General features: G+C 37.1%; 11 protein-coding genes. 6 read left to right on the top strand and 5 right to left on the bottom strand.

All coding sequences use genetic code 11. From position 1 onward, the window contains the following. Nucleotides 1-801: 801 nt before the first annotated feature. From ES711_RS09190 to tsf, 6 genes are all read left to right on the top strand, one after another. Entirely contained in the window at nt 802-1,551 is a 750-nt protein-coding gene (locus tag ES711_RS09190; RefSeq protein ID WP_146892815.1) for a ferritin-like domain-containing protein, read from the top strand. Between the two features lie 33 nt (nt 1,552-1,584). After that, nucleotides 1,585-2,409 carry a ferritin-like domain-containing protein gene (locus ES711_RS09185; RefSeq protein ID WP_146892813.1) on the top strand — a complete coding sequence of 275 codons (825 nt, stop codon included), beginning with the start codon at nt 1,585-1,587 and terminating at the stop codon, nt 2,407-2,409. Between the two features lie 731 nt (nt 2,410-3,140). Then, nucleotides 3,141-3,596 carry a 50S ribosomal protein L13 gene (gene rplM, locus ES711_RS09180; RefSeq protein WP_146892812.1) on the top strand — a complete coding sequence of 152 codons (456 nt, stop codon included), beginning with the start codon at nt 3,141-3,143 and terminating at the stop codon, nt 3,594-3,596. Then, nucleotides 3,596-3,982 (top strand): 30S ribosomal protein S9, encoded by a 387-nt coding sequence (gene rpsI / locus ES711_RS09175; RefSeq protein ID WP_146892810.1) that lies wholly within the window; start codon nt 3,596-3,598, stop codon nt 3,980-3,982. The genes rplM and rpsI overlap by 1 nt, the downstream gene beginning before the upstream one ends. Before the next feature lie 221 nt (nt 3,983-4,203). Next, nucleotides 4,204-4,986 (top strand): 30S ribosomal protein S2, encoded by a 783-nt coding sequence (gene rpsB, locus ES711_RS09170; protein ID WP_146892808.1) that lies wholly within the window; start codon nt 4,204-4,206, stop codon nt 4,984-4,986. Nucleotides 4,987-5,079: 93 nt separating this feature from the next. Beyond that, entirely contained in the window at nt 5,080-6,045 is a 966-nt protein-coding gene (gene tsf, locus ES711_RS09165) for a translation elongation factor Ts (RefSeq protein ID WP_146892806.1), read from the top strand. A gap of 687 nt (nt 6,046-6,732) precedes the next feature. On the opposite strand, the gene ES711_RS09160 is transcribed toward tsf, so the two are convergent. The 5 genes from ES711_RS09160 to ES711_RS09140 form a co-directional block, all read right to left on the bottom strand. Beyond that, nucleotides 6,733-9,444 carry a TonB-dependent receptor gene (locus ES711_RS09160; protein ID WP_146892804.1) on the bottom strand — a complete coding sequence of 904 codons (2,712 nt, stop codon included), beginning with the start codon at nt 9,442-9,444 and terminating at the stop codon, nt 6,733-6,735. A gap of 166 nt (nt 9,445-9,610) precedes the next feature. Continuing rightward, on the bottom strand, nt 9,611-11,257 hold the full coding sequence (gene pgi, locus ES711_RS09155; protein WP_146892802.1) for a glucose-6-phosphate isomerase: 1,647 nt from the start codon (nt 11,255-11,257) through the stop codon (nt 9,611-9,613). Between the two features lie 3 nt (nt 11,258-11,260). After that, nucleotides 11,261-12,544 (bottom strand): peptidoglycan DD-metalloendopeptidase family protein, encoded by a 1,284-nt coding sequence (locus ES711_RS09150; RefSeq protein ID WP_146892800.1) that lies wholly within the window; start codon nt 12,542-12,544, stop codon nt 11,261-11,263. A 15-nt stretch (nt 12,545-12,559) separates the two neighbouring features. Further along, nucleotides 12,560-13,492, bottom strand: a complete 933-nt coding sequence (locus ES711_RS09145; protein ID WP_146892798.1) for a tryptophan 2,3-dioxygenase family protein — start codon at nt 13,490-13,492, stop codon at nt 12,560-12,562. 5 nt (nt 13,493-13,497) lie between these two features. Continuing rightward, nucleotides 13,498-14,283, bottom strand: a complete 786-nt coding sequence (locus ES711_RS09140; RefSeq protein WP_146892796.1) for a DUF3108 domain-containing protein — start codon at nt 14,281-14,283, stop codon at nt 13,498-13,500. Nucleotides 14,284-14,349 lie beyond the last annotated feature (66 nt).

Below are 14,349 nucleotides of genomic sequence, written 5' to 3'. Positions count from 1 at the left end.
CTTATATGTGGAGATTACCCCATGCAACGCTTCCTTATATTCTTCTCATTCACATCTAAAGTAACCCGATCATTTATAAATCATTAGGTCTGAAGAGAAATCTCCTAATCAATAATATGATAACTAAATTTTAGAAGGAAATCTCAAAGATTATAATGGCGCAAAACCCATGAATATAAATTGGGAGCTTCAAGATCCAATGCCTCATTATTTATGGAAAGATGCTGCTAAGCTTTCTATTGGATAGTTCTTGATATGAAATTCTGAAGAGAGCATATGTTATACCATTATTTTAACTTTCCCAAAAAACCTTTGGCTTAAAAGGTGTTCATCAAAAGATAGTTTAAAAAATTAAATGTATAGTTCTACTATAGGTCTCCTCCAAATTTTCAAAATAAAAGCAAATTCGCGTTAATCATTGCAAAGAAAATCCATTTTGTGCGTCACAAACAAAAAGTGGCTATCTGAAAGTTGCCTTTGGTTACACTCACGATCCCCAAATATTAATAAAAGCACTTAAAAAAAGGCTACAATCATCGTATTTTTTATTTTAACTTTTAAGTGTCACCCGTATGGATTAGCTCTAAACTACCAAGTGGATATGAGCTAACAATAAAAGTATACCGAATAACGATAGCCATTTTCGTAGCATAAATTGAGCTATTGATTTTCAACTACTTATCTCGGGACGTCAGTTTTAAATAAAATTTACTTTTTTTAAAACCCTCTTCTCTTTTTTTACGTAAGTACTTCTAAATACATCTAAAGGATAATTTTATTTAACTTAAATTTTATATATATATGAAAAAGGAACTTTTAAAAGAGCAAGACGGACAAAGAGACTTTAACAAACGTCGACAATTTTTAAAATTGAGCGGGGTGGTTGTAATTGGTTCTGGTCTTATGATGGCCTGTAGCAATGATGACGATGGGACGGATTTAGACCCTGAAGTGTTTGATCTTGGTTCAGGAAATTTAGGAATTTTGAATTATGCTTATGCTTTAGAGCAACTGGAAGCCGCATTCTATACGAAAGTATTGGATGGTGCATATTGGGCTGGAGCACCTGCAAATGAAAAAAGAATCCTAGAAGATGTTTATAACCATGAAGTCATTCATCGCGAATTTTTTAAAACGGCCATCACGGCGGTAGCCCCAAATGATATAGTGCCACAATTGGAGTTTAATTTCTCTAGCGTGGACTTTAGCAGTAGAGCTTCCGTTTTGGGAACCTCCAAAGTATTGGAAGATACCGGGGTAAAAGCGTATAATGGTGCAGGAAAATTGATTAACGTAGGTGATGCTGCTGGTATGGCTTATCTCACATTGGCTGGTAAAATTGTTTCTGTAGAAGCACGCCACGCCTCCGTTATTAGAGATTTACTAAACCCAAAATCGCAAGATTTTGCAGGAGATGATATCTTAATTGGATTATCAGGTACAGGAAAGGCTTTTGATAAAGCTGCAGAACCATCAGAGGTTTTGGCTGAAGTAGGAGCAACAGGATTTGTCGTAACACCATTTACGGCCAAAAACTTACCAACCTCATAATCACTTTTTTTTAACTTAATAATATACACACATATGAATTTTATAAAAATTTTAGATATGCTCTCTAATAAAGACCTCTTAAGCAAAGCAGGTTCTAGGAGAGATTCTTTTGATCAGTTTAAAAAATTAGGTACTAGCGTTGCTTTGGCATCCATTCCTTTTGGATTGGCTGCTACCAGTGCAAAAACTAAAGCCGCCAATAGCGCCATGTTTGGTACATTTGGTACTGCAGATAATATAGACGTCCTTAATTTTGCTCTAACTCTCGAATATTTAGAACGTAGTTATTACAGACAAGGTTTGGATGCACTTGGATTGATTCCATCAGCGGACCAAACTGTGTTTGCAACAATATCTAAACACGAGGATATTCACGTTGAATTTTTGAAAGCTGCTCTTGGAGATAAAGCTATAGCCGAACCAACATTCGACTTTACCGGTAAACCGGGCGGACTGAATTTAGATCCTTTTGGCGATTACCCAACCTTTTTAGCCTTAGCACAAGGATTTGAAGATACTGGCGTCAGAGCTTATAAAGGACAAGCAGGTGCATTGGCTAATGACAATGATCTTTTGCAATACGCTTTGCAAATACACTCTGTTGAAGCCAGACACGCGGCTCAAGTAAGACGTATGCGTAATGAAAAAGGATGGATCACCCAATCTGAAAACACACTACCCGCAGCTTTTGCAGGAATTTATGGTGGCGCAACTCCTGAATCTAACAAAACTCAAGGTGGTGTTGATTTAGCAGGAAAATTTGGTGCTTTTGGAGGAGACAATGCGCTTACAGAAGCCTTTGATGAACCTTTGACCATGGATGAAGTACTAGCCATTGGCGGGGTATTTATTGTATAATTAAATCTAGCTGTGTTAAGCGATTAGTGAAAAATATTCCATTTCTAATTGAGAACTAGACCAGCATTTTTGTCAAAAGACAATAAACGTATCACCTATAGAGTACAAAACCGTCATAGCTGACGGTTTTTTTGTGGCTTAAAACTAGTAGTATCGACTAGGTAATTATGGTGAAAAATCTTGGAGACCCACCTTGCTAGGCATCAGATATCCATCACATATTTAGAATATTTAGATTAAAATCAAATCGCTTACCAACACTGCGTTAGGGATTGCAGTGAAAATCCTTTTTGTGAGGGACGAGCAAAAAGATTGCAACGAAAAGCCCGACCCGGAGGGTAACGCCCAAAAAAAACAATTAATTAAACCCGCTAATTTTAGAATAATCGACAACACAATTTTCCTATTAAGAATGTTAATAAGTCGAATAGAACAACATCAATACCATTATAAAACACGAACACTTACACTACAAAGCCCGCTACATAATTCAAAACAATCAAGTACATCATTCATAAATAGTTACCTCCAAAATAAGCATCTCCAGCATATAAAATCCCATAAACCTAAAGTCATTAAACCCTTAAATTTATATCCTTCTAACTTTATCAACAAAATTCGCCCTATACTATTTGGTAATCACATAGATTATCGTAAATTTGCAAACTCTTTTTAAGAGAGGAATGTTTAACCTGTTGCGCTTATGGCGTGACTTATAAAAATTAATTAGTGTGAATACATTAAGCTACAAAACGATTTCAGCTAACAAAGCTACTGTAGATAAGCAGTGGGTTTTGGTTGATGCTGAAGGGCAAACACTAGGTCGTTTAGCTTCTAAAGTTGCAAAACTTTTAAGAGGCAAACACAAACCTAACTTCACACCACACGTTGATTGCGGAGATAACGTAATTGTTATCAACTCTGAAAAAATCAACTTAACAGGAAACAAGTGGAACGATAAAACTTACATTCGTCACACAGGGTATCCAGGTGGTCAAAAAAGTTTAACTGCTATTGAACTATTCGGAAAAGATCCGGCTAGAGTAGTAGAAAAATCAGTAAAAGGGATGCTCCCTAAAAACAAATTAGGTGCAGATCTTTTCCGCAACCTAAATGTTGTTGTTGGTTCTGAGCACACACATGCTGCGCAAAAACCAAAAACAATTAATCTAAACGAATTCAAGTAATGGAAGTAATTCACAAAATTGGCCGTAGAAAGACGGCTGTTGCTCGTGCGTATGTTGCCCAAGGTTCAGGGAACATCACAATTAATAAAAAAGACATGACGGTCTATTTTCCTACTGCAGCCTTGCAGTACAAAGTAAACCAGCCTTTAGTCATGACTAACAATGATGGCAACTTTGATATTACAGTAAATGTATATGGAGGTGGTATTACTGGTCAAGCAGAAGCAATCCGTTTGGCATTATCTCGCGCAATGTGTGAGCTTGATGCAGAAAACAGAGGCATTTTGAAACCAGAAGGATTGTTGACTAGAGACCCAAGAATGGTTGAACGTAAGAAATTCGGTCAGAAGAAAGCTCGTAAGAAATTTCAATTCTCTAAACGTTAAAATCCTCAACTTGATTGGGGATCTCATGAAGATTGGCCCAATCAATTTGTGTTTTAAACCTTTTAAAATCCGTTGGCTCATACCCAACCAAAAATTTAACCCAGTTAATGTTGTCTATCACGTTACGGCGTGAGGGTTTAGTTTAGCATCTAAATGGTAAAGGCGCGCAAAATGCAACCACTTTATCATTGCTAATTCAACAGAACGTAAACTATTACAAAATGGAAAAAATAGAAGTTAAAGAATTACTTGAAGCAGGTGTACACTTTGGTCACTTGACAAGAAAATGGGATCCAAACATGGCTCCTTACATTTATATGGAACGTAACGGTATCCATATCATCAACCTTTACAAAACTGCAGCTAAAATTGAGGAAACTTCAGAAGCCCTTAAAAAAATTGCAGCTTCAGGAAAGAAAATATTATTTGTAGCTACAAAAAAACAAGCTAAAGACATCGTTGCTGAAAAAGCCGGTGCTGTAACTATGCCTTACATCACTGAAAGATGGCCAGGCGGAATGTTAACTAACTTTGTAACTATCAGAAAAGCGGTTAAGAAAATGGCCTCTATTGATAGAATGAAAAAAGATGGTACATTCTTAACATTGTCTAAGAAAGAACGTTTACAAGTTGACCGTTTAAGAGCTAAGTTAGAGAAAAACTTAGGTTCTATTTCTGACATGACCCGTTTGCCAGGTGCTTTATTTGTAGTGGACATTAAACGTGAACACATTGCTATTAGAGAAGCCCAGAAATTAAACATTCCAATCTTTGCAATGGTGGATACGAATTCTGATCCACGTCAAGTAGACTACGTGATTCCTGCAAATGATGATGCTTCAAAATCTATTGATAAAGTTTTAACTATCGTAACTTCAGCTATCGCTGATGGTTTGTCTGAGCGTAAATCTGACAAAACTGACAAAGATGCTAAAGACGAAAAAGTTGAAAAAACAGAAACGAAAGCAGCCACTAAAAAGGTAGCCGCTGACGAAGAAGAATAAATAACAATTACACAATATCTTAAAGTCGTTTGTTTCTTTTCTTTGTTGAAAATAAATTGAACGACTTTTTTTAATAACATACACTTAGAAATTATGACAAAAATAACAGCTGCAGAAGTTAACAAACTAAGACAAAGTACAGGCGCAGGAATGATGGACTGTAAAAAAGCTTTGGTTGAAGCCGAAGGTGATTTTGACAAAGCCATTGATGTATTGCGTAAAAAAGGCCAAAAAGTTGCTGAAAAAAGAGCGGACAGAGAATCTTCTGAAGGTGCTGCTGTTGCGAAATTGAACGATGACAATACGGTTGGTATTGCTATTGTTGTTGGTTGTGAAACTGACTTTGTTGGTAAAAATGATTCGTTTATCGCATTGGCAAATTCTATTGCTGACCTTGCCATTAACTGTTCTACTAAAGAAGAAGTATTAGCTTCTGATTTGGATGGCATGACCGTTGCTGAAAAATTAATTGAGCAAACCGGTGTAATTGGTGAAAAAATTGATTTAAACGCTTTTGAAAGATTGGAAGCTCCTTATGTTGGTGCTTACGTTCATATTAACAAAATTGCTGCTTTGGTTGGGTTCTCTTCTAAAGTTGACAACGTTGAAACTTTAGCTAAAGATGTCGCTATGCAAGTAGCCTCTATGGGTGCTACTACATTATCTTACAAAGATTTTGATCCTGAATTCGTTGCCTCAGAAACTGAAGCAAGAATTGCTGTTATTGAAAAAGACAATGAAGAATTTGTACGTTTAGGAAAAACTCTTAAAAATGTACCACAATTCATTTCTATGTCTCAAATAACTCCTGAAGTTTTGGCAAAAGCTGAAGACGATGCGAAAGCTGAATTGAAAGCTGAAGGCAAACCAGAACAAATCTGGGACAGAATCCTTCCAGGAAAAATGGAGCGTTTTATTGCTGATAACACGACTTTAGACCAAGAGAAATGTTTGTTGGACCAAACCTTTATCAAAGATGATAAAATGAATGTTGAGAAGTACGTGTCGTCTTACGGCGATGTTAAAGTGACTGACTTTAAACGTGTTTCATTAGGATAATAATCCTTCTGCGAGAGCAGGACATATAATTTATATATACCAAACCACTACGTCTTTAGATGTGGTGGTTTTTTTGTGACTCTAATCGATTGTTTGATTGAGGAACACTAAGGTTTACAATTGGTTCCATCGAGCGGTTTATAGTTTATCTACGTCCGATAGCAATGGCATGCAAATTCATATGTTGGAAAATTTTTTGGGCGTTACCCTCCCGAAAAATATCGGGAGGGTCAGGCTTTCCGTTACAATCTTTTTGCTCGTACCTCACAAAAAGGATTTTCTCTTCAATCCTTAACGCAACTTCGGATGGCATAAGTTGTATCAACATTTCATTAGCACTATAAACTTAAAAAAAAAACATTGTAAAAAGTTTCATCCGGAATGCTCTACACTTAGCCTTATTACAAATGCGCCCTCAATCAATTACAAGCTTATTTAACATAGACAATAATGCCACAGAACTACTGACAGGGTTTCACTTTAATAGTCCCTTAAAAGCGACTAAAGTAATGGTACGTTTCCTTTGTCTCGTTTCTCGTCTTTAGTTTCTAGTTCCTCGGTTCCAGTCCAGAAGCGTAAATCTTAAATTAATCGATTATCTACAGCAAAATACTAAACAAAAAAAACGTCCATCTTAATGATGGACGTTTTGTAATATATAATACTTTTTAAAGCAATAGTTAATGCTTAGAAATTGTAACGTAATGTGAAGTTCCAAGTTCTTCCGAAACCGAAATAACCTTGGTTACCATCAGCAATGCCTTTGTAAACTCTACCGTTAGATGCGTAAGTACCTTTTGATGGATCACGAGAATCTACATCATCAGTTACTTTAATTGCATTTCTTAATTCCGATAAATACACTTCGCTAAACACGTTATTTATGTTTAATCTCATGTTTATTGAGTTCGTTTTTTCTTTACCTACAAGCATTTTGTAAGAAATACCCATATCTAGAAGATCATAAGAGGGCAACTCTAAGTTCTCCTTATTCGGGTTAATTGAAGCATATAAATTATCATAGTTTCTCCAATCAGCATCAACTGAAAAACGCTCTAATATTTCATAATCCAATCCTAAACCTACAGTGAATTGTGCTGCATCTCCAACTTTCCCACCATCAACGTCTTGCGCACTACGATCTAAAACACTACGGTTTTCATCTCTCCTTGTAGTAAATACATCACCAACATAGCTCCAATCGCCAACAGAGGTAAATCCTTTAAATTTCAATTTGTCTGTAATTTTAGCAACAAAGTCTAATTCAACACCTTGATGTAATTGCTCTACACCTTCATTAGTGTCAAATATTACTGTTCCAGTTGGTATTACATTACCTCCAATTTCAGTATCTCTTGTTAATACGCTTGATCTTGTTGTAACTCTATCTTTCCAAGACGTTCTGTATAAGTTTAAGTTAGCAGTGAAAAATTGACTTTTGAAAGCATAACCTGCTTCAAAACCTAAAACTTTCTCGTTCTCTGTAAGTGGATTGATTTCGTTAGTAAAGTTTAAGTAAATATTATCATGGTATGGTTGACGTGAGTAGTACCCTGCGTTAACATATACTGAGTTGTCATCATTAATTAAATAACTACCACCAGCTTTTAAATTGTAACCTGTATTGGTGATTTTTTCAGCATCTTGAAATTGCGGTGCATAGTCATAAAAATCAACTCTTTCATGAGATTGTGATGACAATGCACCTTGAAAGAAACCAGATAAGTTATCATTAGCATATTCCAATTGTGCAAAAACACCTCCGTAAGAAATAGTTTCGCCATAATCATAATCAATTCTTTGATCTGATGGTGTTGTATTAAAAGTAGCATACCATGGCTCAATAGAGTAATTCTTATCTATTGTACGAGTTACCTGATTAGCAGCATCTGGTTGGTTATTTGCGTCTCTTAATCTAACGTCCTCTACCCAACTATTTAAGCCTACAAAGTTTACAATTTGTCTGTAATGTTTACCTTGGTAAGTTCTCAAATCAAGACCTGTGTTAAAAGTTACAGTTTCAGATAATTTAGTTTGAAGATTAGTCACTAAACCGTACCAATCATGATTATTCATAGATCCACGAAGAGCATATCCTTTATAATTTTGTCTTCCATCGGCACCATAAGTAGTACTTCCGTTTCCTAAGGCATTATTATTAGCCGCAATCGCATCAAAATTAATTAAACCATCTGCGTTTCTAACTCGCGCAGAGCTACTACCATAGTTTCCAGTTCCTCCACCACGGCCCCAAGAGGCGTATAATACAGTTGACAAACTCGTGTTATCAGAAATATTAAAATCCCAGTTTAAGTTAGCTACTGGTTTGTGATAAAAGTTTGTTCTTTCAGTCATGTACTCACCTTGGTAAGTACCTATATTATTATTGAATTTTCTACCATATTTTAAATAATCAGCAATAGATTTTGTAAAGTTCTGATCATGAGTTTGAGGTGCTCCTGTGATCAAAAAGTTAAATTGATGCTTTTCATTTGCGTTGAAACCAATAGATACAAAATAGTTTTGACCCTGTCCATAACTACCGTCATTATAGCCATCACCCTGCCAGTGTGTCAATAATGCACTTACCCCCCAACCGCTTTCAGTCATTCCACTGTTATAACCCACAGTTGATTTTATATAGTTGTCGTTTGCAACACCGGTGGAAATGAATCCGCCTTGTCTTTTATCAGTAGCCTTTGTTACGAAATTAACTGTTCCACCTACCGATGAAATGGCTAATTTAGAAGATCCTAAACCACGCTGAATTTGGATAGCATTTGCAATATCAGACATACCTGACCAGTTAGACCAGTACATTTTGCCGTCTTCCATCCCATTAATTGGCTGCCCGTTTAACAAGAATGCAGTATTATCTTGCTCAAAACCACGAACTGCAATTCTTGAATCACCGAAACCACCTGATTGTCCTGCAACATATACAGAAGGCGTGTTTACCAAGGTAGCCGTCACATCGCTAGTTCCCACTTTAGCTTGAATTTCAGAAGCTCGTACAGTAGATACTGCAATAGGCGTTCTTCTGTCATCAGCCAAGTCAATAAGACCTGATCCTACAATTACAATCTCATCAAGAGAATTGTCTGTTAGCAAGTTGATAGTACCAACATCTTGCGATCCTGTAAATGTGATGGTCTTTGAACCAAAACCTACATAAGAAATAACTAAACTACCTGAACTAGCTTGCGTAGTCAACGTAAACTCGCCGTCAAAATTAGTAGTAGTTCCATTAGTTGTACCTTTTTCAACAACATTGGCTCCTGGAAGTGGTGCGTTCATGTCCGCATCCATAATCTTCCCCTTTACCGTGCTTTGAGAAAAAGCTGCTGTAGCAAATAACATCGCAACAGACATCATTAAGAATTGAGTAAATTTTTTCATTTTTAATGTTTAAAAATTAGATTTTAAATTTCGCGCAAAATTAAACCTTTATTACGATTTCATATTACTTAAACGTTAAGAAATTTTTAACACCACGAAATTAACATTTTTTAACATTGAAAAAACTGCATTCGGATCTAAGAACCAGAAAAGTTCTTAACAATGATTATCTTAATTTTTTGTAGAATGCCAATACATTGGAGGTAGAACTATCATGATTTCCAATTTGATCAGCCGAATCGAATTCGTTTAAAATTTTAATGGCCAACTGCTTCCCAAGTTCCACCCCAAACTGATCATAACTGTAAACGTTCCAAATGACGCCTTGTACAAAGATTTTATGTTCATAAAGGGCAATTAGCTTCCCTAAGCTTTTAGGCGTCAACTTGTTAATTAAAATGGTGTTGGTAGGTTTATTGCCTTCAAATACTTTGAAAGGCGCTAAGGTTTCGCTATTCGATTTGCTCACCCCTTGCTGCTTAAATTCAATGTTAACATCTTTTTCAGACTTACCATTTAACAGTGCTTCTGTTTGGGCAATAAAATTGGACATCAGTTTATCTTGATGGTCTTTATTCCCGTGTAGTGAGGTCGCAAAGCCTATAAAGTCAGCAGGAATCAATTTAGTGCCTTGATGGATCAATTGGAAAAAGGCGTGCTGCGAATTGGTACCGGGCTCTCCCCAAACAATATTGCCCGTTTGGTAGGTTACTTTATGACCATTTCTATCTACACTCTTGCCGTTACTTTCCATATTAGCCTGCTGCAAATACGTTGCAAACTGATTTAAATATTGCGAATAACCAATAACGGCTTCACTCTCGGACTGGAAGAAGTTGGTGTACCAAATGCCAATTAATGCCAAAACCACGGGAATATTGGTTTCAAAATCTTCAGATTTGAAATGTTCGTCCATCTCATGGGCACCCGCCAACAAGCCATCAAAATTGTCGTAGCCTACCGCCAAACTAATGGAAAGACCAACGGCACTCCATAGGGAGAATCGTCCGCCCACCCAATTCCACATCGGGAAAATATTGGTTTCGTCAATCCCGAAACTTTTGACCTGTTCTATATTAGTAGAAACAGCCACAAAATGCTTGGCAATATCCGATTCTGATGCCGATTTTAGAAACCAGTCTTTAATGGTATTGGCATTAGAAAGGGTTTCTTGAGTAGTAAAAGTTTTTGAAACGATTACAAACAGTGTGGTTTCAGGGTTTAATTTTTTAAGGACTTCATTGACATGATCACCATCAACATTGCTTACAAAATGTGTGGTCAGCTGATTTTTATAATACTGTAGCGCATCTACTACCATGGCCGGACCTAAATCTGATCCGCCAATGCCAATATTGACAACATCTGTAAAGGCTTTATTAGTGTATCCCTTTTTTACGCCATCAACGACACTGGTTGTAAAGTCTTTGATTTTTGCTTTCACCTCATGGATTTCAGGCATAATATCCTGGCCTTCTACCATTATTTTAGCGGACTTCGGACTCCTTAAAGCAGTGTGGAGTACTTCCCTACCTTCAGTCTCATTGATGACATCCCCTTCAAATTGCTTAGCGATAGCCAATTTTAATTGGGTCTCTTCTGCCAGCTCCAAGAGCAACGCCATAGTTTTGGAGTCCATTCTATTTTTAGAATAGTCTACATAAAAATCTTCCCACTTAATGGTCATAGCTGACGCACGATTTTCATTTTCAGAAAACCATTGGGTCATATGCACATCTTTAATACTTTGATAATGGGCCTGAAGTTTTGACCAAGCTTTTGTTTGGGTCGGGTTGATTTTTGGTAAAGGCATGTGTTAGTTTTTGGTGATGGAATATCCCTGTTCTATCGTCGTTTCGTTGAGATATTTATAAGGAATTTTGTCCAATTGCGATTTTAAGGGCTTGATAAAGTCTTGGTATTTTACCACAAGATGGTTGGGAATGGATTCTGAAGTCGGCAATTTCTCCTTAAACGGATCTACTTGCTGCCCATTTTTCCAAAAACGATAACAGACGTGCGGACCCCCAGTGTTTCCGGTCATGCCCACATACCCAATAACGTCTCCTTGTTTAACAAACTGACCTTTTTTAACGGCTTGGTTGCGCATGTGCAAATACTGCGTGCTGTACGTGTCACTGTGTTTAATTTTGACATACTTACCGTTACCGCCACGTTGGGTCGATTCGACCACAGTGCCATTGGCAGTGGCTAAAATTGGCGTACCAATAGGCGCGGCAAAGTCAGTGCCTTTATGAGGTCTCAAGGCGTAACCGTAATAGGCAATTCGTCTGTTGAGATTATAGCGTGATGAAATCCGTCCGAAGTTCACGGGTGCCTTTAAAAAGGCCCGTTTTAAACTTTTAGCTTTCTCATCAAAAAAATCTCCCTTTTTACTGAGGGAATCGGTGGCAAACTTGAAGGCATAAAAATCTTCACCTTTATGCTGAAAATACGCGGCTTCAATACCGTCCAATCCTGCATAAATAGAATCCTCAATATAACGTTGCTTGTAAATAATTTTGAATTTGTCGCCTTTTTGAAGTTTCCAGAAGTTGATCGTCCAGGCATAAATATCTGCCATTTCTCCAATCAGACTTTGGGGCAGACCTTGGGCATCCATCGTCACCGATAAACTGCCATTAATTTCTCCAGAAGCTTCTTTTGTGACTACCGTAACGGGTTTTTTCTCTTTATAGGTGTTGATGGAATCCGCAAAATGAATTACCACATAATCTATATTGTTTTCTTGATAGATAAAGCATTGTGGCGTTTGCAGACTGTCTTTTGCCAACAGTAAAGTATAAGGGTTTCCCGCTCTTAATTTCCTGATGTCGAACGACTCTTTGGCACTTTCAGAGATCTCATAAATTTTCGAATAATCGACATTATGACGTTGTAAAATGGCTCCAAAGCTATCGCCCGACCTGATGGTATCTTTCTTTACCACATAATCGTTAAGATTGAATCCAAACTCTCTAAGCTCTGCAGGTTCTATGTATGCTTGAAAAGATGCTTTATCTTTATCCGCTTCATCATCTTTGCACGACCACATCATCACGCCCAACAACAGTGCTACTACTATACTTTTTTGATACATTAACTACTCCATTTTTTAGAGGTCATTCCCCCAGTTTTCTAATTCATTTTCGCTCCAAAGTTCAGGAAAAAATATCCGCCTTTGGTATTTCGGATGCATATATTTTTTCCAATCGCTGCCGCCTGTAGCTTCACCATCGCCTGAAGCACTTTCTATATAGTGTTTTGCGGCATTGTAATGGGCCATGACCCAAGTAACGTTTACCGTATAATCATAATGGCGCATGGCTTTCACCAAATCGTCATCGTTTTGATCAGCTTCTGGAAGTTCTTTAAATTTGGTCCACAAGTTTTTAGTGTTGTGGGCCTCCATAAATCGAATAAATTCATCTTTATATCGCTTTTCAAAATTAATTAGCAAGATAGACTTTTTACCCGTTTCATAATCTTTACCCGCGGCTTGCCAATACAAATGTTCAAAGGCATGCGAGAAAGGTGTATTCCGGTCAATATTCTTACGGAAACGGAAGTCGATAAGATTGATCAGCTCTGTAGAAGCAAACTCAATCAATCGGTATTGCGCACTCTGAAATCCGCTAGCCGGCGTCAGGGTGTTTCTAAATTTCATGTATTGTTCCACATCCATCCCTTCTCTCATGATGTTGAAAGACGTGGTCAGCATATCAAAATACCTGCTGACGCGCATTAACTTCGATTCAAAAAAAGTGGCGGTTATGGCATCATTTTCGGATACTTGAGAAATTTCCCAAAGAATCATTTTAAACAAGAGTTCATTGATTTGATGATAGCCAATAAAGACCATCTCATCAGGAAGTGTCGTGCGCTGAATTTGTAAATTTAACAACGCATCAGTTTGGATATAATCCCAATATGTAATAGGCTTACTGTAGAGTAAGCCTTCTAAATACGTGTGGGTATCTTGGTCTATCGCAGCGTATTTTTGCTGCAGTTCCTTTAAAACAGGATCAAAATCTTGTGGGTTGGACATTAGTGTTAAAATTGTACTTTAAATGAATGTTTTAAGCCTTTAAAAGCTTCTAAATCGGCTCTTAAAGAACCTACTGCCAAATCGGCTTGTATACGTAACGGAATCTTATTGTCGTCAGCACTGACCCATAAGGTCAAACTTTCCTTTTCTTTAAAGACACGACCCGCCATAACATAGGGTCTAAATTTGAGGGTCTTAATAGTTCCGAAAGGGGTATTCAACTCCTCTCTTCCTAAAAATTTGAGTCGGAAATTATAATTTTCCTCATCAAAAAACATATTTAAGCTGACCACCTCTCCTTCTTTAATGGAATTGGTATTGTAGTTATTTCTAAGATAGTAAAATGCCGAAACCATGTCTTGCACATTCTTTTCAACAGAATAGGAGGCGTCAGTCTTACGTTTTTTATCTGTAACGTGTGCTAAAGACGCCTTATGATCAAACTCAATTTCTATGTCTTTAGTATGCCCACCTTCATCAATATTTCTAATAAATTTATAAGGTAAGCCTGTATGTTTATCAAAATAGGATTCGTAACGGTCCTTGACCTTAAAAAACCATTTAATCGCTCCTGAGGTCCAGCCTTTGCCTACCACATGGTACACTTCTTTTCCATTCAACCTAGATTCCTTTACTTCCAAAGTGGCATTCCCGGCTTTCAAGAACCCACTATAGCTCATTTTAAATTTGAACCATTCGCCTTCTTGAAAAGCATATTTATCTTGTTTCTCTTGGGCTGCAGCGCTGAGGACTACGAAGAATAACGCAATGATCAATTTAACTTTTTTCATATTTCTGAATAATTGTAAATATAACTTCTTATACGAGGCTTTCGTATGTATGGCCAATAATTACAA

It is taken from the genome of Gelidibacter salicanalis, from assembly GCF_007997285.1.
Taxonomy (GTDB): domain Bacteria; phylum Bacteroidota; class Bacteroidia; order Flavobacteriales; family Flavobacteriaceae; genus Gelidibacter; species Gelidibacter salicanalis.
Note: the sequence above shows the minus strand (reverse complement) of the source record. Positions and strands in the feature narration are given on the sequence as shown.

Excerpts from the sequence above, each read along its gene's own strand:
- ES711_RS09145 (WP_146892798.1), bottom strand. The coding sequence starts at position 13,492 with ATGTCCAACCCACAAGATTTTGATCCTGTTTTAAAGGAACTGCAGCAA.
- tsf (WP_146892806.1), top strand. The coding sequence starts at position 5,080 with ATGACAAAAATAACAGCTGCAGAAGTTAACAAACTAAGACAAAGTACA.
- ES711_RS09150 (WP_146892800.1), bottom strand. The coding sequence starts at position 12,544 with ATGTATCAAAAAAGTATAGTAGTAGCACTGTTGTTGGGCGTGATGATG.
- ES711_RS09140 (WP_146892796.1), bottom strand. The coding sequence starts at position 14,283 with ATGAAAAAAGTTAAATTGATCATTGCGTTATTCTTCGTAGTCCTCAGC.
- ES711_RS09185 (WP_146892813.1), top strand. The coding sequence starts at position 1,585 with ATGAATTTTATAAAAATTTTAGATATGCTCTCTAATAAAGACCTCTTA.
- pgi (WP_146892802.1), bottom strand. The coding sequence starts at position 11,257 with ATGCCTTTACCAAAAATCAACCCGACCCAAACAAAAGCTTGGTCAAAA.
- rpsB (WP_146892808.1), top strand. The coding sequence starts at position 4,204 with ATGGAAAAAATAGAAGTTAAAGAATTACTTGAAGCAGGTGTACACTTT.
- ES711_RS09190 (WP_146892815.1), top strand. The coding sequence starts at position 802 with ATGAAAAAGGAACTTTTAAAAGAGCAAGACGGACAAAGAGACTTTAAC.
- rpsI (WP_146892810.1), top strand. The coding sequence starts at position 3,596 with ATGGAAGTAATTCACAAAATTGGCCGTAGAAAGACGGCTGTTGCTCGT.
- ES711_RS09160 (WP_146892804.1), bottom strand. The coding sequence starts at position 9,444 with ATGAAAAAATTTACTCAATTCTTAATGATGTCTGTTGCGATGTTATTT.